This is a genomic window from Paraglaciecola sp. T6c (assembly GCF_000014225.1).
In the GTDB taxonomy this organism is placed as follows: domain Bacteria; phylum Pseudomonadota; class Gammaproteobacteria; order Enterobacterales; family Alteromonadaceae; genus Paraglaciecola; species Paraglaciecola atlantica_A.
Genome location: NC_008228.1, coordinates 2172488 through 2192422, shown reverse-complemented (window position 1 = coordinate 2192422; position 19935 = coordinate 2172488). Strand labels below are relative to the sequence as shown.

At 45.7% G+C, this 19935-nt stretch carries 17 protein-coding genes; 9 read left to right on the top strand and 8 right to left on the bottom strand.

The genetic code is table 11. The features are described from left to right. The first annotated feature begins 168 nt into the window (after positions 1 to 168). Positions 169 to 2439, top strand: a complete 2271-nt coding sequence (locus tag PATL_RS09300; protein WP_011574641.1) for a TonB-dependent receptor — start codon at positions 169 to 171, stop codon at positions 2437 to 2439. A 125-nt stretch (positions 2440 to 2564) separates the two neighbouring features. On the opposite strand, the gene PATL_RS22800 is transcribed toward PATL_RS09300, so the two are convergent. Continuing rightward, positions 2565 to 2711, bottom strand: a complete 147-nt coding sequence (locus PATL_RS22800; RefSeq protein WP_198136263.1) for a hypothetical protein — start codon at positions 2709 to 2711, stop codon at positions 2565 to 2567. 515 nt (positions 2712 to 3226) lie between these two features. Here PATL_RS22800 and PATL_RS09290 point away from each other — a divergent pair. Both PATL_RS09290 and PATL_RS09285 read left to right on the top strand, forming a co-directional pair. Beyond that, positions 3227 to 3451 (top strand): hypothetical protein, encoded by a 225-nt coding sequence (locus PATL_RS09290; RefSeq protein ID WP_041713614.1) that lies wholly within the window; start codon positions 3227 to 3229, stop codon positions 3449 to 3451. Positions 3452 to 3814: 363 nt separating this feature from the next. Further along, entirely contained in the window at positions 3815 to 5131 is a 1317-nt protein-coding gene (locus PATL_RS09285) for a YHYH protein (protein WP_011574640.1), read from the top strand. A 94-nt stretch (positions 5132 to 5225) separates the two neighbouring features. Here PATL_RS09285 and PATL_RS09280 read toward each other — a convergent pair whose 3' ends face one another. After that, on the bottom strand, positions 5226 to 5528 hold the full coding sequence (locus tag PATL_RS09280) for a YkgJ family cysteine cluster protein (protein ID WP_011574639.1): 303 nt from the start codon (positions 5526 to 5528) through the stop codon (positions 5226 to 5228). A gap of 235 nt (positions 5529 to 5763) precedes the next feature. Between PATL_RS09280 and PATL_RS09275 the strand changes: the two genes are divergently transcribed. After that, positions 5764 to 7842: a S9 family peptidase gene (locus PATL_RS09275; protein ID WP_011574638.1), complete on the top strand. Its 2079-nt coding sequence runs from the start codon at positions 5764 to 5766 to the stop codon at positions 7840 to 7842. 117 nt (positions 7843 to 7959) lie between these two features. Here the strand turns inward: PATL_RS09275 and PATL_RS09270 are convergent, their stop codons facing one another. Next, on the bottom strand, positions 7960 to 8499 hold the full coding sequence (locus PATL_RS09270; protein WP_011574637.1) for a DUF924 family protein: 540 nt from the start codon (positions 8497 to 8499) through the stop codon (positions 7960 to 7962). 149 nt (positions 8500 to 8648) lie between these two features. On the opposite strand from PATL_RS09270, the gene PATL_RS09265 reads away from it, so the two are divergent. Continuing rightward, a complete protein-coding gene (locus PATL_RS09265; protein ID WP_011574636.1) occupies positions 8649 to 9815 on the top strand; it encodes an aspartyl/asparaginyl beta-hydroxylase domain-containing protein in 1167 nt (388 codons plus the stop codon). A 113-nt stretch (positions 9816 to 9928) separates the two neighbouring features. Here PATL_RS09265 and PATL_RS22795 read toward each other — a convergent pair whose 3' ends face one another. Next, positions 9929 to 10099, bottom strand: a complete 171-nt coding sequence (locus PATL_RS22795) for a hypothetical protein (RefSeq protein WP_198136262.1) — start codon at positions 10097 to 10099, stop codon at positions 9929 to 9931. Positions 10100 to 10391: 292 nt separating this feature from the next. Between PATL_RS22795 and PATL_RS09260 the strand changes: the two genes are divergently transcribed. After that, the gene (locus PATL_RS09260; protein ID WP_011574635.1) at positions 10392 to 10787 is read left to right on the top strand and encodes a DUF3718 domain-containing protein; all 396 of its coding nucleotides are present in this window, start codon (positions 10392 to 10394) and stop codon (positions 10785 to 10787) included. Positions 10788 to 11014: 227 nt separating this feature from the next. On the opposite strand, the gene PATL_RS09255 is transcribed toward PATL_RS09260, so the two are convergent. The 4 genes from PATL_RS09255 to PATL_RS09240 are packed head-to-tail and all read right to left on the bottom strand — an operon-like array spanning position 11015 to position 15015. Further along, a complete protein-coding gene (locus PATL_RS09255; protein WP_011574634.1) occupies positions 11015 to 11989 on the bottom strand; it encodes an NADPH:quinone oxidoreductase family protein in 975 nt (324 codons plus the stop codon). 57 nt (positions 11990 to 12046) lie between these two features. Continuing rightward, on the bottom strand, positions 12047 to 13081 hold the full coding sequence (locus tag PATL_RS09250) for a phosphotransferase family protein (protein WP_011574633.1): 1035 nt from the start codon (positions 13079 to 13081) through the stop codon (positions 12047 to 12049). Positions 13082 to 13095: 14 nt separating this feature from the next. Continuing rightward, the gene (locus PATL_RS09245; protein WP_011574632.1) at positions 13096 to 14322 is read right to left on the bottom strand and encodes an acyl-CoA dehydrogenase family protein; all 1227 of its coding nucleotides are present in this window, start codon (positions 14320 to 14322) and stop codon (positions 13096 to 13098) included. 15 nt (positions 14323 to 14337) lie between these two features. After that, positions 14338 to 15015 carry a histidine phosphatase family protein gene (locus PATL_RS09240; protein ID WP_011574631.1) on the bottom strand — a complete coding sequence of 226 codons (678 nt, stop codon included), beginning with the start codon at positions 15013 to 15015 and terminating at the stop codon, positions 14338 to 14340. A gap of 335 nt (positions 15016 to 15350) precedes the next feature. Here PATL_RS09240 and PATL_RS09235 point away from each other — a divergent pair, with 335 nt between their 5' ends. The 3 genes from PATL_RS09235 to PATL_RS09225 all read left to right on the top strand — a co-directional run bounded on the left by PATL_RS09235 (position 15351) and on the right by PATL_RS09225 (position 19886). Beyond that, positions 15351 to 17939: a TonB-dependent receptor gene (locus tag PATL_RS09235; RefSeq protein ID WP_011574630.1), complete on the top strand. Its 2589-nt coding sequence runs from the start codon at positions 15351 to 15353 to the stop codon at positions 17937 to 17939. 130 nt (positions 17940 to 18069) lie between these two features. Continuing rightward, positions 18070 to 18777, top strand: a complete 708-nt coding sequence (gene pepE / locus PATL_RS09230) for a dipeptidase PepE (protein ID WP_041713611.1) — start codon at positions 18070 to 18072, stop codon at positions 18775 to 18777. Between the two features lie 104 nt (positions 18778 to 18881). Next, entirely contained in the window at positions 18882 to 19886 is a 1005-nt protein-coding gene (locus PATL_RS09225) for an LLM class flavin-dependent oxidoreductase (protein WP_011574628.1), read from the top strand. The last annotated feature ends 49 nt before the right edge of the window (positions 19887 to 19935 follow it).

Below are 19935 nucleotides of genomic sequence, written 5' to 3'. Positions count from 1 at the left end.
ATCGTTTTTAAACAAGACTACACCCTCCCCCAGCAAGAAGCCTCAAACAAATTCCCTGTGAAATCAACACATTCCACACTAAATGCAAACGATTGCAAAATACCAATTGCAATCGTTTGCATTTATACATATCGTTAACACCACACTAACAACAGGACAGTCAAGCACATGAATTTAACAACACACAAACTGAATTCTCTAGCTCTGAGCATTTCGATGGCACTGATGTTGCCAAGCACGGTATTGGCGCAACAAGAAGATGACCAAAGTAACAAAAATGAGAATAACTATATTGAGCAAATCGTGGTCACGGGCAGTGCCAGCGGTACTGCAGTGCGCAAAGTAGAAGCAAGTTACGCTACAACCCTTATCAGCGCGGCTGACATTAAAAAACTTGCCCCTAAAAGCACAGCTGACCTGTTCAAAGCAATCCCTGGCGTTTGGGCCGAGAGCTCAGGTGGGGTGTCTGGTGCTAATGTATTCGTTCGCGGATTTCCTGGCGGCGGCGATGCACCGTTTTTAACCTTACAAGTTCAGGGCGTGCCTATTTTTCCTCCTTCAACACTATCTTTCCTTGAAAATTCGTCGCTGTTTCGCATTGATGAAACCATTGACATCGTCGATGCATTGCGCGGTGGACCAGCCTCTGTAGTATCCAGCGGCCAACCCGGTTTGACCACTAACTTTTTGCTGAAAGAAGGGTCTGATGAAACTGAAGGCTCAATTAAATATTCCACCTCAGACTATGACTTACAACGTGTTGATGCGGTTGTTTCTGGAAAATTAGCGGAAGATCTTTACTTCATGTTTGGTGGTTATGTTCAGCAAAGCCCAGGCATTCGTGATGCTGGCTTTAACTCTGAAAAAGGCAACCAGTTCACCCTTAACATCACTAAAGTGTTGGATAACGGTAAAATCAACTTTTTCACCCGCACCACTGACGATCACGGTGCATGGTACTTACCTACCCCATTAGTGGATGGCGTTGATAACAGCTACACCCAACTTGGCACACTTAATCGTCAAGCCACGATTCAATATGGGCCAGAAGGCACATCTGAATCAGTCGATTTTGGTGAAGGACGTGGTTTTAAAGGCACGGTAACAGGGGGAAGTGTGAACCTAGAGTTTGGTGAAGGATGGACATTTGTTGATCGCTTCGCGCATCTATCTGGCGATGCCGATACCTTCGGCTTAGTCCCTAATGGCAACCCAACACTGTTATCGAGCGTGGCTGATAATGGTGTATCAGCCACCGGCGCCGTAACAGGTGACGTATATGACGGCGATACGTTAGTCCAGCAAATTGGTCGCTGGGTAGTCCGTAAAGATATCGAATCTTTTACCAATGATGTGGCTGTCACGAAACAAACGGATAAATATAAAGCGTCTTTAGGATTATATGTTGCCAACTTTTCATCAGATGATTGGTGGAGCATCGGCAATCAGTCATATCATGTTATTCGCCCCAGTGGTGAGAATCTGACGGGTATCGATTGTAACGATAATCAAGACAGTTGCGACTGGAACTACGATTTAAATGCCACCGGGGATGGCACAACCAAAGCGATTTACGCCGCTTTTGAATATAAGTTAACGGATACCCTTACCGCTGATGTTGGGGTGCGTGATGAAAACCACACCATTGATTACACCGTAGATGAAGGCCTAGACGGCATGATTACCAAAGCGGTTCAATATGATGAATCTGACGTGGCATTTACCGCTGGGGTGAATTGGCAGTTCCAACGTGAACGAGGTGTTTTTCTGCGTTATAGCGAAGGCAGCAAAATGCCTTACTTTGATGACCTACGAGAAAATTTTAATAGCTTCTCATCAGGTGAAGACTTGATCACAGACGTGACCCAAATAGAACTAGGTTATAAATTAGCTGAAGCGAACTACACCGTTTATGCCACAGGCTTTTACAACGAAGTACAGGGTGACCGCTTTCAAGCAGTACCAGGTGCTCCAGTCCAAACACTGACTAACGAAGCTTATGGTGTTGAAATAGACGCAAATTACTTTGCAGACAACGGTTTTTCTATCTCGTTGAATTCGACTATTCAAGAAACTGAAATTACTGAAAGCCCTACTAACAAAGGTAATGAAGCACAGCGTCAACCAGGTTGGCAGGTACGCTTGACGCCAAGCTATGACTTTGAGTTTGAAGACTTCTTTGCCACCTTATATGGCACCATTTCTATGGTCGATGATAGATTTGCCAATAACGAAAACACGGTCGTTTTAGACGGTTATGAAAAATACGACGTAGGGGTCATAGTGCAAGGTGACTCTGGATTAACCTTCGAGTTAGCGGTGCAAAATATCACTGATGAAGATGCATTAACAGAAGGTGACCCACGTAATCCTAGCGCGCCCAATGGTCGTTACATTTTACCCAGAACGGCAACCTTCAGCGTCAGTTACGCATTTTAATTACAGCTTATGAACCCCAAAAGCGTGTTATGCCTATTCCCTGCGTTATATACATAGCGCGCTTTTGTCACTGCTTTGTCTGTGTAAATGCTGGTTTATAAAGTGCAGGCTATAAAGCGCCAGTTTTAAGTTACTGCATCCAAAGCGCTAATAACTTGCGCTACATCCTCATCTGTCGTGGCCCAATTACTTAACGCAGCGCGAATAATAGGCTCGCCCTTCCACGCCCCACGGGTTAACAGTACCTGACTTGAGGCATTCAATTTCGCCATGCATTCACCACTTGTGATGCCAACCACGTCATTGTTTGGTTTAAACAGCACAACAGTTAATTCGCAGGGCTTTAATAGGTATATTTATCTGTACGGTGCAGCCACATCGGAAATGCGCGGAAACGACGAGAGTTTTCGATGCCCATCGACATACGAGACACCGTATTTTAAGGGGTGGCTTAATACGGCGCACTCACCTCACAGCTCTGTTTTAATAAATCCATATCTTGCCTATATGTTGCGTTCCCCGCCCACACACACCCACAACCGTAGGGGACGTTTAGCCATTTATGGCAATCAAGGGCAATGCTATCGGTGCGCCTATGCCTCGGGGTTCTCGGCTTCTCTATTTACTAAGCGCTCAAAAATACCAGACGCCGCATCATCGTATAACCAAGTTTGATGTATCTTGCAAAGGCCCGGGAATTGGTCGGCGCGTGACGGCAGAGGTACCGATAAGTGTATTCGTCAACATCAAGAGAGAACCCTGGGCGGTTAATCAGCCTATATAGCTAGTGCTGGCGTGTAACATTGGCAAAGGATATAACGCCACGCGTATAAACAAGGTGAGTAGCGCCCTTAGGCTGAACAGTGACGAATACATCGCATTTTTACATGCGCAGTTACCAACAAAAGCTGATGTGTACGCCCCCAGCGGCGGCTTAATACTGTGGCTAACACTGCCTGAGATAGATACCCAAACACTTGCGGACGAACTCAGCAGTATGACGTGTATGTAGAAGCAGGGGCTCAGTTCTCAAGCTCTCGCTATTATCACGACAGTCTGCGTCTGAACGCGTAATAACATAACGAGTGTAATACCTCCCTATTTAAATCCCGTCACACATTTGCACTAGTTCTGCACACTTCAAGGCAATATTCACGGGTTATACACTAAGGCTTGCTTGGCAAATGCGTTATTATACGCGTAGCGAATGTCGACCCTCTGAAAACTTAAACAAGCAATCAATGCGATTGATTCACGCATATAGGTGTTTAGTCTAAACGACGTTTGATCTAAGCGACATTTGCTCTATTCAAACATGGTTAAGCTCTACTCATATCAATCGAGTTTAATGCGACCACATTACACAAGGTGCCCTATGACCCGCTGTCATACATTAACACGCAGTAATATATGCACATTATCCGCTAACAAAACACGAATGATTAATACACTTAGCGTGGCGTTTATTGCGCTCGCCGCCCCTCTTGCAATCACCGCCTGCAGCGATGAAAAACCATCGACTCAAAAATCGATTGCGGTGCAAAGTACAACAACCGATGCATCCCAAGTGAATATCAATCTATTTAGTCTTAATGCATTGGCCAAGCAACCAGAAATCGTGGCATGCACATTAGAAAATGGCGATGACGCCCAATGTGCAAAATTGGTGGTGAAATACCTGCCTGATGAGATGGAAATAGGCCCATTTTGTCCTAAGACCCTCGATGATAAAGGCGGCATTTGGGACTGGGACGGCTCAAAGGCAGGCTTATATCGCTTAGATAAAGACTTTCTCAGCATGCTAAACGAGCAAGGCTACACTTTTTATGATGACGATGGCACGGTGCATATTGTGGATAATGCCACCGCCAAGCCCACTGTCGATCACGCATGTATTCAGGTATCAAAAGACCAAGACGTAAAAATCACTTTATTGATACCGACCTCGCCCGTATTGGCTGAGTCAGCATCTCGGTTAGGCGTAGTATCTAAAGTGGGGATTGCTCTGGCTGGCGTGCCGATTTTCTCAGATGCCCCCAGTGTGCAGCGCACAGGCCATTTACCTGCGTTAGATACCTGTGCAGGCCATGTTGACCCTGGAGGTTGGTATCATTATCACGGCACGTCCAGCGATATTGATAGTGTGTACGCACATGAGCATGTGGAGGCTAATTGCACTAACTTAACCCAAGATCCAGCTGCCCTTTTCGGTTATGCCTTTGATGGCGTGCCCATTTATGGGAGTGTCGATGCCGATAATGTTATGCCGACAGACTTAGACGAATGCAATGGCCACACAGGCTTGATTGGCGACAGTGGTATCAGCGCTTATCATTACCATTCAACCAATACATTTCCAAATTTACCTAAATGCTTAAAAGGCGTGGTGGCTAAAAACAATTTCTCAACTACCGCCCAAGCAGGCGTTGGCGCCCATCCACCAGCAGGGACTAAAATTACCCGTAACGAGCCCCCCGGTGGCGGTCGCCCCCAAAATATGGGTAGAGACGGTAATATGGCCCCCCCTGGATTCGATAAAGCAGCGGAAAAACTTGGCGTGACGCAAGCGCAGTTGATGCAAGCCATGGACGATGCAGGCGGCCCCCAAGCTGATTTGGCCAAAGTAGCCAAAGCACTGAATGTAAGTGAGGCAAAATTAAAGGCCGCCCTACCCGAGCGGCCAAACCACTAACCCTTATATATCCAAATGCGCCCATAACCATAGGGTCAATGCCTGTGAGCGCTCTAAAACGCCAGTTCATAGCCTTTGCGCTTTTGATATTTTGTTATGTTCGTTCATCGAGACATTCAAAGCCACCCATCTCGAACTCACGGCAAATAAGCGGGCGGTTCTCATATATGGTGCACAGCATAGTTTCTCGGTCGACCGCTGCGCACCAGCCGTCTTCTAAACGAAGCATGATTTCCCCGCCCCACTTGTCCTGCGCGATATATTTCTCCGGCACGCCTGTTTCAGTTATCAACATCACCTCAAGGCGGCAGCAATTCGCTCGGCACGTACTGCATGTTATGTCTTCGTTGACCGGTATGTTGGTGACATCTATTGTCGTACTTTGTTCTGATTTCATCTGTTGAGTATAAATATGCCGCTGCTGATAAAGCGAATTTTACACTATTTGCTTTAGTTCAGGCGCCATAAAATGACGACAACATGTCTAAACATTGTTGTATCTGGCCTTGGAGTGCTGCAACTGAACGACATCATTTGCAGTCTGTCTCATTGGGTATTCTTGATAACTAATGACTGTGCTAACTTATTCAAAAATAAAAACCAATAAAACAAAAACAACAGGGAACATTTAAGTGAAATTAATCAAAAAATCGATCGCGCTGGCGATGCTGGTTGGCCCATTGGCCATAACGGCCAGTAACGCCTTGGCTCAGACCACAGAAAACACCCTCAAACTGCAAGATGTATTCACTTTAGAATATGCCTCAGGCCTGGATATTACCAAGGATGGTGAAACCGTTTATTTCGTGCGTAACTACATGGACATTCAAAACGATAAAAAACGTGGCAACATCTGGAAGGTCGATAAAAATAACGTAATGACTCCAGTGACCAATGGCTTACATGCTGATTTCAGCCCTACCTTGTCACCTGATGAAAGCAAGTTAGCTTATATCTCGACCGCAAGCGGCTCAGCGCAAATCCACATCAAATGGCTAAACACCGGGCAAACAGGTCAAATGACCCATCTAACGGGCTCTCCGTCTAATCTTAGCTGGTCACCCGACGGTAAAATGCTTGCCTTTAGTCAGTTTGTGAAAGGCACGCCTAAATCCCCCGTGAATTTGTCAGGCAAACCGGAGGGTGCCAAGTGGGCGGACTCGGCTATTTTTATTGACGATTTATTTTATCGGGCAGACGGTGCGGGTTATATCCCGGCAGGAAATAACCAAATTTTTGTACTCTCAGCGGATGGCGGCACCCCTCGGCAACTCACCCAAGGTGAGTTTAACCACGGGGGCAGTATCAGTTGGAGCAGCGATAGCAAAGCCATTGTTTTCTCGGCAAATCGGCACCCCGACAGTGATTTAGAGCTCACCGATGACAACGTATATAAGGTGGATGTAGCCAGTGGCGAGATGCTGCAGCTAACCGATCGTATTGGTCCAGATAACAGCCCATTGGTCTCTCCTGACGGCAAATTGATTGCCTATTTGGGATACGATGAAAAGTACACTAACTACGAGAATACTCAGCTTTACATCATGGATGCTAATGGTGGCGTGAGTCGCTCCCTTACCTCTGAGTTCGACCGCTCGGTAGGCAGTATACAATGGGCGAGCGATAGCAAAGGCGTGTACCTAAGTTATGACGATAGCGGCGAAACCTATGTGGCTTACCAGCCCTTACAAGGTGACCGAAAGATTGTTGCTGACAAAGTTGGCGGCTTGGCGTTTGGGCGACCTTACTCGGGCGGTGAGTTTGATGTAGCCAACAATGGCACCGTGGCGTTCACTTACTCAAACCCACAGCGCCCAGCTGACATTGCTATCAAAAAAGGTGACAAGGCCACGTTACTCACCCAATTAAATGAAGATGCCCTCGCCCATAAAGACATAGCAAGCATCAAACCATTGAGCCTTAAGTCGTCTTTTGACGAATTGCCTATTCAGGCATGGGTTGCTTACCCGCCGGGGTTTGAACAAGGCAAAAAAGAAGGCAAACGCTACCCGCTTATCTTAGAGATACACGGGGGGCCGGTCGCCAATTACGGGCCGCATTTTTCCACTGAAATTCAGCTAATGGCAGCGCAAGGTTATGTAGTGGTATACGCAAACCCACGAGGCAGTGATAGCTACGGAAAAGACTTCGCGCAAACTATCGATAAAAACTACCCAAGCCAGGATTACGATGATTTGATGTCCACGGTAGATGCCGTGATTGCTCAAGGCGCAATCGATGAGAAAAACTTATTTGTGACAGGTGGCTCAGGTGGCGGTACCTTGACTGCGTGGATTGTGGGTCACACCGAGCGTTTTACCGCAGCCGTTGTCGCTAAACCGGTAATAAACTGGTACAGCTTTGTATTAACGTCTGATTTTTACCCGTTTTTCTATAAGAATTGGTTTGGTAAAAAGCCTTGGGAAGCGCAAGACTTATACATGAAGCACTCGCCTATCAGTTACGTAGGCAACGTCACCACCCCCACTATGTTACTCACTGGTGAGTCAGATCACCGCACGCCGATTTCGGAAACAGAGCAGTATTATCAAGCGTTGAAATTACAGGGCGTTGAATCAGCAATGGTGCGTATACCGGGCGCATCACACGGAATTTACGCTAGGCCAAGTAACTTAATGGCAAAGGTCGGCTATATCCTTTGGTGGTTTGATGAGCATCGCACAGATAAAGACACACCTAAGAGCAAATAATAGCTGATTGAGCTTAGGTTATGATGCAATACAAGCAGGCTTGAATATCACGTTCGTGCCTGCTTTTTTATTTCTGTTAGTAATGCAGCCGCTCACGGTTTTATAAGTATCAATTGTTCAAAAACGTGAATTGGCTTGGGTTAAGAACTTGCGCTCTTCTTCGGTCGAATTGCGCTGCAAAATATCGTTCCTATGGGGATAACGACCAAATCGCTGAATAATCGCCATGTGCTTTAATTCAAAATTATAGGTATGTTGACTTGCTTTGTTTTCAAACAAAGGCTGTGCTTGCTGGTGAATCGTTAAGGATTCACTGTGCATAAACGGCATGTACATAAAATTACGCTGAGACTCACCCAGTTCATCATCCGCTTTCACGACTAGTGCTTCTTGTGCTAAAGCAAGTGCTAGCGGGTCATACATAAATGCCCGAGGCGTATCGCGGTAAATATTTCGCGAGAACTGATCTATCACGATGATTTCCGCCAAGCGCCCTAGCGCTGTGCTACGCCAATGTTTCAGCTCGCATTGTATCGCTTGCTGATGCTCGTCGGAAAATCGTTCCTTTAGTTCGGCATCAAAAGCAGCACTTTTTTGCCACCACTGGGATGGCGTAAGTTCATTAAACCAAAACTCAATAATGTCTTCGTAAGCCATCTTTTTATTTTCCAGTTAATTAATTAGTGGATACTTCATGGGCAAATTTGAAGCACTCAAAGGCAGTAATAGGTGCTAAAACAAAAACAGGAACTTGTTTTTTAGCCGCTAAGAAAGTAGCTTAACACGATAATAATAAGGAACACCTCATGAGCGACACATCTTCTAATGCGCTGCAACTGCAGTCTGCCATCGCACTTTTACAACAAGGTAAATTACAACAAGCTAGACATAGCTTTCAGCACTTATGCAACCAAGCACCAAATCTCACTCATGCGTGGTTTGGGTTGGCCTTTGCCTGCTCTCAGTTGGAAGATTTTGTAGCGTCTATTTCAGCGATCGAAAACGTGTTGGCAAAAGAGCCTAAAAACGTCAAGGCATTAATTTTCAAGGCGGACCAACTGGCGTATAACCAGCAAGAGCGAAGCGCCCTAGCATTCTATGAAGGAGCGTTGCAGTTAACAGAAGGTCAGCAAAACTTACCCGATGAAATTGTTCGCGGTTTGCAACGAGGTTTAGCACTTCGTGAAAAGCATGATAATCAATATTCTGATTACTTGCTCGAAGCGCTGCAAAAAAAGGGGTATCAACGGGGTAAAACAAGTCGTCGCTTCGATGAGGCGCTAGATATTAGTTTTGGTAAAAAAGAAATATTCCTGCAACAACCCACACGGTTTTACTTTCCAGGTTTACCTCAAAGAGCATTCTTTGAACGTGATGAGTTCCCTTGGCTCGGTGAGTTGGAAGCAAAAACACCCGAAATAAAAGCAGAGCTAGAAGTAATGTTAGGAGGAAAAGAGCTGTTTTCCCCCTATCTAGATAGCGGCAGCAATGAGCCAAATTTTGTTAAACATCTTGATATTGTCGATAGTTTAAACTGGTCAGCGGCCTACTTATGGCATTATGGTAAGTTAGACGAATCAATCACTCGCCAGTGCCCAATAACTACGCAAGCGCTTAATTCTGCTCCCTTACCTTTCATCGCGGGGCAAACCCCGGTGGCGCTGTTTTCCAAACTAAAAGCAGGTGTTAAAATTCCCCCCCACCATGGGTTATTGAACACTCGGTTGATATGTCATTTGCCCATTATTGTACCGAAAGATTGTGGTGGTTTACGGGTTGGAAACCAAACCCGAGAATGGGAGGAAGGTAAAGCCCTTATTTTTGATGACAGCGTAGAGCACGAAGCATGGAATCATAGCAACGACGAGCGTGTGGTGTTGCTATTTGATATATGGCGACCAGAATTGACTGAAGATGAACGGCGCTTGATCACAGATATGTTAGTGGCTGTTGACGAGTACCCTGATTTATAACCCTGACCTGTGACCCTGCCAGCAACCAATCCATGCCCTAACGAATAATATGGCAGGTCATTCTAATCACGTCAGCTCGACATCAAGCGGGAAACAAAGCTAAACGGCGTTGATTAGCTCGCTTTTCGTCTGAAAATTTTGCCAATGCCGAGCCAAAATACCCCTTCTAGCATAATGCCTAACACGAAAAAAGCCACCACTCCTGTCATACTCCCTGCGGAATAACACAGTAACGCAGCAAGAATGACTGCAATAGATAGTAACACCCTGTATATCACGTTCATGACCATCTCCTTGTTTCGTTTCTTTGAGTTGAACTAGTTAGCTATCACACTAAATAACGCTTTTTTCTTAGTATAAATTAAAACAGCTGCACGTGCTCGGGACTAGCTTATAACTGCAACAAAGTGTGACTACCCTTTAAACGCCTAGCACGGGTTTTGTATTAGCCTAAGGTATAGAGCCTTATACCTTAGTATCACCTGGTAGATTTTTTAATCACGCTATATGGCGTTTAATAACCTCAACGAAACAAACAATATTTAAAACCCATTAAATGGAACCGAGGAATTGACCATGTTGAAAATTGTTAAAACTTCTATCGCTATCGCTGCTACCTCTATTATCTTCGCTGCCCCTGCACAAGCGGACGTAGCCGAAGCATTACAAAATATATGCACTATCGTAAAAGCCGATGATAAAGGCGAGTTACGCAAAAAAATGAAACGCGTGCAGTCTGATTATCGCCTTAAGTTACAAGATTACTACTCTGGTATCAGCTGTGGAGGCAATAGCCTTATCCGCACCGCGATGCTAAATGATGCGGTTGAAACTGGCACCCTAATGGTTAAAAAAATGCCTAAAAGTGATTTAAGCTCTCCTGAAAAAGACGGCAAAACGGTTGTGGCCTGGGCATCAGAAAATGGCCTAACCGCCTCACCTATTGTTGCTGTTCTAAACGACCGCATCTAGTTATTGTATAACGCGATACTGTTTAGCGTGTTGGCGACCAATTTACTCAACGTGTTGGAACTGACGCAAGTAAAAAGACAATGATTAATTTTGTTGTTCAACACGCACCAAAAACGAAACGGGCCTCATTTGAGGCCCGTTTTTTGTTTAACAAGTGTTTTCAGAATCCAGTCAGAGCGAGAGCTAAGACGAGAGTCGAGACAAGAGTCAAGACAAGAGTCAGAAAACTAAGGGTTAAGTGACATTTTGCCTTTTACTTCTCGGCCCATTACTTTATTCAATGCATCTTTGGCTTGTGCTAAAGGTAATGCTTCATCTACCACCACTTTCACTTTGCCTTGCACATACCAGGTTAATAACTCTTTCATATTTTGTGCGAAGTCTTGAGGTTGATGCTGAGTAAACGAGCCCCAAAACACGCCAACAACGGAATAACCTTTCACCAATGATAAATTCACTGGAAATTCAGGAATAGTACCACCTGCAAAACCAACAACCAGTAATCGACCGTTCCAGGCCATAGAGCGTGAGCAGGCGTGGAATGTATCACCGCCAACACATTCGTATACCACATCGACGCCTTTGCCATTGGTGACGTCTTTAATTGCGCTCTTTAAGTCAACTTCACTGTAATTGATGAGAATGTCAGCACCATTGGCTTTGGCCATGTCGAGCTTTTCTTGAGTCGAACACACTGCTATGACTTTTGCGCCCATTTGTTTACCAATTTGCACGGCAGCAAGTCCAGTGCCACCAGCAGCGCCAGTGACTAGCAAGGTTTCACCCGGCTGTATATTAGCTCGCTGCTTAAGGCCATGATGAGCTGTAGCGTGGGCTGTTACTAGACCTGCCGCTTCATCAAAGGATATTTCGTCTGGCAGCGGCATGACATGTGTCGCAGCACAGGCAACTTTCTGGGCGTAACCGCCTAACATACACAAAGCGATGACGCGTTGGCCAACTTTAAGATGTGGAACGCCTTCACCGATTTCGCTGATCACGCCTGCTACTTCGTTACCCGGTATAAACGGTACTTCAGGCTTCATTTGATATAGCCCTTGTACGATTAACCCATCAGGGAAGTTAACTCCGCAGGCTTTAATGTCGACGACGACTTGGCCCTTATCCGCTTTTGGGTCGGGTACGTCTTTGTATTCCAAGTCCTCTACTGGACCAAAAGCATTACATACGATGGCTTTCATGTTTGACTCCGTTATCTGTTAAAACGCCGCTTAATCGGCGGCGTATGTAGCTGTTATTTACTTAAGAATTTTTAAGGCGTATTGCGCTAAAGGTTGCACAAGCTTGCCTACTTGCAGCGCTTGTTTATTCGACGCATTGCCATCAACCGCTCGCTTAGCCACGCCTTGGGCGATAGCCCCTAGTCTGAAAAAGCTGAATGCCAAATAAAAATTCCAGTTCTCTATCCCATTAATACCTACCAGTTTGCAGTATTGTGCAACGTATTCTTCTTCACTTGGAATACCCAGTGCGGCTCTGTCGACATCACCCAGCCCGGTCGCTTTACCTACGTTATCTGGTAGGCGTAATTGCATACACTGGTAAGCTAAATCGGCATAGGGATGACCTAAAGTCGATAACTCCCAATCCAGCACAGCAATAATGTCTGTTGAATCTTTGGCGAACATCAAATTGTCCATACGATAATCACCGTGTACTAACGAGACTTTGCCATCATCAGCTGGAATGTTGGTTTCTAACCAGCTTATGAGTTGATCCATTTCAGGAATTTCGTGGGTTTCAGATAAACGGTATTGCTTGGTCCAGCGACTTATTTGGCGCTCAAAGTAATTACCCGGCTTTCCATAGTCCCCAAGGCCGACCTCATCCACATTAACACTATGCATGGTCGCCATGACCGTGACCATATTCTGGTACATGGTGCTGCGGGTTTGTTTATCGGCCATTTCAGGTAACGAACTGTCCCAATAGACGTTGCCGTCCATAAACTCCATGACATAAAACATACTGCCAATAACATCAACGTCTTCACAAAGATGATAAACCTTGGCCACTGGGACATCAGTGTTTTCCAATGCTTTAATAACACGATATTCACGGTCAACCGCATGGGCCGACTTCAACAACTTACCCGGCGGTTGGCGACGTAACACATAGGTTGCGTTCGCAGTTTGCAATTTAAAAGTAGGGTTTGACTGCCCACCTGCAAATTTAGTGGCCTTTACAGGGCCACTAAAACCGGCAATATGTTGCGCTAAATAGGTGGCTAATTTTGCTTCATCTAATTGCTCTACAGCGCTTTGCTTACTCATGGGTCACACTCCAATTATGCGTTGTGATCTTTAATTAAATTGCGTCCCAGCTGCATCATGTGCACTTGATCTGGGCCATCAGCTAAGCGAATTGTGCGCGCGTACGCGTAGCTAGCTGACAAGATAAAGTCTTGGCTGGTACCCGCTGCACCATGCATCTGTATTGACTGATCAATCACATTACACGCCATAGAAGGGGCGACTATTTTAATCGCCGCAATGATGTCTCGTGCGACCTTGTTGCCATAACGATCCATCTTGTCAGCCGCTTTTAGCGTTAGCAACCTCGCTTGTTCAATCTCGCAATGCATTTTAGCAATGCTTTCACGTACCGATTGTTGCTTGCTCAATGGCTGACCAAAGGCAATCCTCGACTCTACTCGCTCGCAGGCCAAATCAAGCGCACGCTGTGCACACCCAATCAAGCGCATGCAATGATGAATTCGGCCCGGCCCCAAACGACCTTGCGCGATTTCAAACCCTCTACCTTCCCCCATCAATAAACTGGAAGCAGGCACGCGTACGTCCTCGAACAATACTTCAGCGTGACCTACCGGCTCATCATAGAATCCCATTGCGCTCAGCGGGCGTAAAACGGTTACACCTTTCGTATCGATAGGCACCAATACTTGTGACTGTTGTTCATGACGGGCGGCATTGGGGTCCGTTTTACCCATTACCACTAAAATTTTACAGTCTTCATTCATGGCACCACTGGTATACCACTTACGTCCATTGATGACGTACTCATCACCGTCACGCACAATGGATGTTTCAATATTGGTGGCATCAGACGAGGCTACTGCAGGCTCGGTCATCGCAAAACCAGAGCGCACTTTGCCTTCAAGAAGAGGCTCTAACCAGCGTTTTTTATCTTCTTGTGAGCCATAACGGGCAAGCACTTCCATATTGCCTGTATCAGGTGCGCTGCAGTTGAATACTTCTGAACTGAACATGACACGCCCCATTATTTCACATAAAGGAGCGTACTCAAGGTTGTTTAAACCGGCACCATAGGGCAAATACTCTTCGGGTAAAAATAGATTCCACAAGCCTGCTGCTTTGGCCTTTTCCTTTAACTCTTCAATCAAAGGTAAGGTTTTCCAGCGAGTTTCTGGATTAGCAGAAGCAGCCTGAACATCTGCAAGATATTGCTTTTCGTTAGGGTAAATGTGCTCGTCCATAAAGGCTTCTAAACGGGCGATAAGATCTTGTGTTTTTTCTGAGTAATCGAAATTCATAGTATTTTATTCCATTTAACTAAACGTGACGGCACCAACACGCTCGGGTATATCAAGGTGAGGTACATTATTGAAGCTGCTTAACCGCACGGTGTCGCGATTAAAAAAGAAATGACTGTAGCTGGCGTTTCGCACTTGCATGTTCAGCTCGATAACATGCTTCGCCTCAAGCTCAAGAACAATGCTCATTAGCATAGAGATAGCCCCACCCGAGCTCACCAATAGGACAGGTTTATCGTGACTTTTCTGCCCCAATACATCGAGTACATCAAATACACGTTGGCGAAATTGCACCCAAGTTTCATTGAGCATACTGGGGTCGAGTTGCTCAGCAGACCAAGCGCCCATGGCTTTTTTCAGCAACCGATAAAACTCTGCTGGAGGAGCGCCTTTTTGCACCGCATCATTTGGGTGCTGGGCTAAATAAGCGGCTGCGATATTTTGAAAATCGAACTCATTTAACCCCGTATGTGTCGAAGTCTCAATTTCGGTGCGTAACCCCTTACAGATGCCGGCCGCCGTTTCTTGATGACGAACCATCTCCCCTAACCAAAGCTGACCGAACGTCATATTCCGTTGAGCGAAATACTCACCCAACCAAACTGACTGCTGATGACCTAACTCGCTAAGTTTGTCGTAATTGGCAGCACCAAAAGACGCCTGACCGTGTCGCACGATATAAAACTCTGACATTTAACCACCTCAATATGAAACTGAAATGATAGTAGAGACAAAGCTATTATTAGTTTAATTGATTCTTTTAATGGTTTTGTATTGATTTACATTATGCTGAATCCCTATCGCAGCAACGGTGCGGCGTACAATCCAACTGGTTGATATGAGGGGTTTAAATCCACCTTTAACATTTTACTAACGTATTATTTACTTTAGTGTGAAAAACTTGCACTCTTATGCTCATCTGACTAGTTGCTGCTCAGGCAATGTGTTGGATATCGTCGCTCCTCACAGCAAAAATTCGAATAATAAGCCGTGAGGGCTCAGAGCTAACACATTGAGAGAAGTATAAAATGCCCATTTTACCTAATCGCTTAAAACGTACCCCCGCCGCCTCATTTATTGGTTTAGCACTTGCGCTAAACGCAGGGCTCTCTATCGCCCAAGACGTCGCTCCTGATGACAAAGGGCTCGAGACCATTACCGTCACTGCGCAAAAACGCGCGCAAAATCTGCAAGAAGTCCCCGTTTCTGTTACCGCTTTCAACGGCGAAGCAATGGCAGAGGCGGTTATCAAAGATATGTATGACTTGCAAACAAACGTACCCGGTCTAGGGGCCTTTCAAAGCCAAAGTGCGACAAATTCTAGTTTCTCCATTCGTGGTGTTGGCACCTCTTCGCAAAACTTTGGTTTGGAGTCCTCGGTTGGCCTATACGTTGATGGAGTTTATCGCGCTCGTCAAAATTCCATGATCAACAACTTAGTTGATGTCGCTGCTGTAGAAGTACTGCGAGGCCCTCAAGGTACATTATTTGGTAAAAACACTCCTTCCGGTGCGATTTTGTTATCCACAGTAGCCCCTAGCCACGGCGGCGGAGATGGATTTGTTGAAGCCACGGTGGGTAATTACGGACTAGTGAATTTGTCGGGTGCTGTGTCTCTATCCGCGATAGAAGACGTTTTAGCCTTTCGCGTAACAGGGTTTTCAAGTGATCGTGACGGTACCATAGATGATGTAAATTTTGGCGAAGATGTACTCAATGACAGAAATCGTTTTGGTGGTCGCTTACAAGCACTGTATACCCCAAGCGAAGATGTGTCTCTTCGTGTGATTGCTGACTATGCAGAAATAGACGAAATTTGCTGTGGCGCCCCAGTGCAACTAAGCAACTTTCAAGCAAATGAAATTCCAGGAAAGTTTGGCACCGATGCGGCGATAGACCAATTAGGCGGAACACGCTTTGAAGGTGGAGAGGCCTTTTTTGATAGAGAAGTAGCCGTTTCATTTTTACCTGTAGCGACCATGAAAGACCGCGGGCTTTCTGCTGAACTCGATTGGGAATTAGACGAAAATTACACTTTTGTATCAATCTCGGCGATACGCGCGTTTGACTCCTACGACAATATTGACAGTGATTTCACGGACGCAGATTTATTTGGTACTTTGAACGACTCTGAGCAAAGCTCTTTTTCTCAGGAATTTCGCCTAGATTATACCAGCGAAGATTTGAACTTTATTTTAGGCGCTTATTATTTTACTCAAGACTTAGATCTAAACTATAGCCTTTACACTGACAACATATTCGAAGGCTTCGCGCTGAGCGTGTTGGGCCAAACAGTTGATGGGTTAACCGGTGCTCCTGGCACGTTTGACGCGTTATTAGGTGGTATTGATGGCCTTGCCTCCGCAGGGTTAATTGCCCCAAGAGCGGCTGCAGCTCCAGCAGGTACAGGCTTTGATCACATGGCCGAGCAGGAACATAAAAGCTATGCCATTTTTGGGCAATTTGATTACAAACTCACTGATGAATTCACCCTAACCGCAGGATTACGTTTCACCAAAGAGAAAAAAGACTTACTCACTGTTTTCACTGAAGTCGGGCCAGGCATCAATGGTTTGGCTGACAACACTCCTGTGGATTTAGTATCGGCGTTAACCGTTGCCGGCGGTATTGCCGCGGGGGCAATTGATTTGACCACGGCAGAAGGCCAAGCCACATTGGGCACATTCCAAGGTTTCAGTGAAGCAGGTTGGGCATTTCCACTGTTAGGAGATACCACTCGCCCGCGCAGCAATATTGAAGAAAGTTTAAGTGACGACCAAATCAGTGGTACGTTGAAACTGAGCTACCAACCTAACGCCGACACGTTATTGTATGCCTCATACGGTAACGGCTATAAATCAGGCGGTACTAATACCGATCGGATCGCGGCCAGCTTTAACCCAATCTTTGACGCCGAAACGTCTCAGTCCTTTGAAGTGGGGATCAAGAAAGATTTCCGCGAGCAAAATTTGCGGGTAAATGCCGCTGCCCATTACACCACGGTTGATGACTTTCAAGCGAACACCTTTACAGGAAATGGTTTCAACTTACAAAACGCCGGTGACTATGAAATATCAGGCATGGAGTTAGAAGCAACGTGGATCCCCATGGACACCGTGGAAGTGAACTTCGGTTATGCGTTAGTAAATGCTGAATATAAAACCTTCGAAGCTGGCAACTGCTGGACGGCTTATTCATGGCATACAGGTATTGACGACCCAGGTCGTGTTAATCCAACTGATGGATTTTGTGACCGCTCGGGAGACCGCCCTGGAGGCGAGCCTGAAAACTACGCGGTGTTAAGTGTCAAGAAAGACTTTGAATTGAGTGATAGCATTTATGCCTATATTCAAGGTGAATACAGTTACACCGGTGATGTGATACTAGATGGCAGTAACGATCCGTATGCGGTCCAAGATTCCTACAATATATTGAACTTACGTTTGTTCATGAACTTCACTGAATACGATATGGACGTGATTTTGTGGGGCCGTAATATATTGGATGAAGAGTACATTAACCGCACCAACTTCAACACACCATTGCAAGAGGGTAAGTTAAACGCCTATATGGCCGAGCCTGCCACTTATGGAATTACGGTGAAAAAACGTTTTTAATGTAGAAACGTAAATAAAACCGGCACCTGAGAAATAGTTGTATTTCATCAAGTAGCCGGTTTTTTATTGCCTGAAATTTGTTGGTTGAATTGATATCATTTTGGTTCAACGCGCATACCTAGGAACACTTTTGAATTTATTAATGTTAAGCAGCTCACGTGCAGGTGATGAAGAATATTTAACCCATGCCAGTCAAATGATTGCTCGGCATTTAGCTCGGTGTGAGCGTATCGTGTTTATTCCCTACGCTGGCGTCACCATTGATTGGCCGAACTACACCCAAAAAGTACAAGCCGCTTTGCCAAAGCTCAATATTGTTGGCATCGAGTCTTTTGATGATCCCGTGACTGCCATCGCTCAAGCCGATGCTGTTATGGTGGGAGGCGGCAACACATTTCATTTATTAAACCAGCTTTATGTAAAAGGCCTCATAAACCCTATTCGTGAACGAGCGAAAAACGGTATGCCCTATGTTGGCTGGAGCGCGGGCTCCAATATTTGTGGGAATACAATTCGTACGACTAATGACATGCCAATAGTCTATCCCCCTTCGTTTGAGGCGCTTAATTTAGTACCTTTTCAACTTAACCCTCATTACAGCGATTATCAACCGCCTGGCCACAACGGAGAAACACGCGCCCAGCGAATAGCCGAGTTTTGTGTTTTAAACCCAGGGATGCCGGTGTTGGGTATTAAAGAAGGCACGGCATTGGTTCGACAAGGTGACACGTTGACGCTACAAGGACCTCACAATGGGGTTGTGTTTAAAGCTGAGCACCAAAGCGTGATCCAGCCTTTGCAAGATTGTTCTTCGTATTTAGTCGTGGGCGCTGAATAGATAAGCATAGATAAATCAAATAGTGACAATTCACAACTGGCGCTTGTTTTCGTTTAATAACACCCCCACCTGTCACTGATTAGCCGGCCTTTAGGACAAGTAATATGACAGGTACCACTGCGTTTTCAATTTTAGATTTAGCCCCCATTGTGCAAGGGCAAAACATTTCTCAGACACTCGAAAACAGTCGTCAGATGGCGGTGCAAGCAGAGCAATTGGGTTACAACCGAGTTTGGTTAGCGGAGCATCATGGTATGCGCGGTGTCGGCAGTTCAGCTACTTCGGTGGTGCTTGGTCACATTGGCGCTGCCACCCGCAAGATTCGGATAGGATCCGGTGGCGTCATGTTACCTAACCATTCCCCGCTTATCATTGCCGAACAATTTGGTACCTTGGCTGCACTTTTCCCTGACAGGGTTGACTTAGGATTGGGACGTGCACCAGGCACGGACATGGCAACAGCAAGAGCGTTAAGACGTAATATGCAAGCCAGTGTGGAAGACTACCCTAATGATATTCGCGCCCTGCAAGCTTATTTAGGAACACCAAGTGCTGAGCAAGCGATCCTCGCTATTCCAGGTTGTGACAGTCACGTGCCACTGTGGTTACTTGGTTCGAGTTTATACAGTGCCCAATTAGCAGCACAATTTGGTTTGCCTTATTCATTTGCGTCCCATTTCGCACCAGATGCTTTATTTGATGCATTGAATATATATCGCGGCCAGTTCAAACCGTCAGTGCAATTAGATCAGCCTTACACGATGGCAGGTGTGATGGCTGTTATTGCTGACACAGATGAAGAAGCACAATACTTATATACCTCATTACAACAACAATTTGCTAATTTGCGCCGAGGGGCGAACAAGCCATTCGCAAGGCCAGTTGATGAGATCACTGCCGTGTGCAGCCCGGCGGAACTGTCAATGATTGCTCACACATTACAGTATGCCATTGTTGGCTCTGCCGAGACTGCACATTCCCAATTAGCACGATTCATTGAGAACACTAGGGTAGATGAGGTGATTTTTTCCTTTCCCATACATGATCAAAACGCTCGTTTGCACAGTATGAAATTGTTAGCAGAGAGTCAAAATATGGCGAAAGCCTAGTAAATTAGGCTAACTTTGTACTGTTTTCAGGATTAATAGATGACTTTGT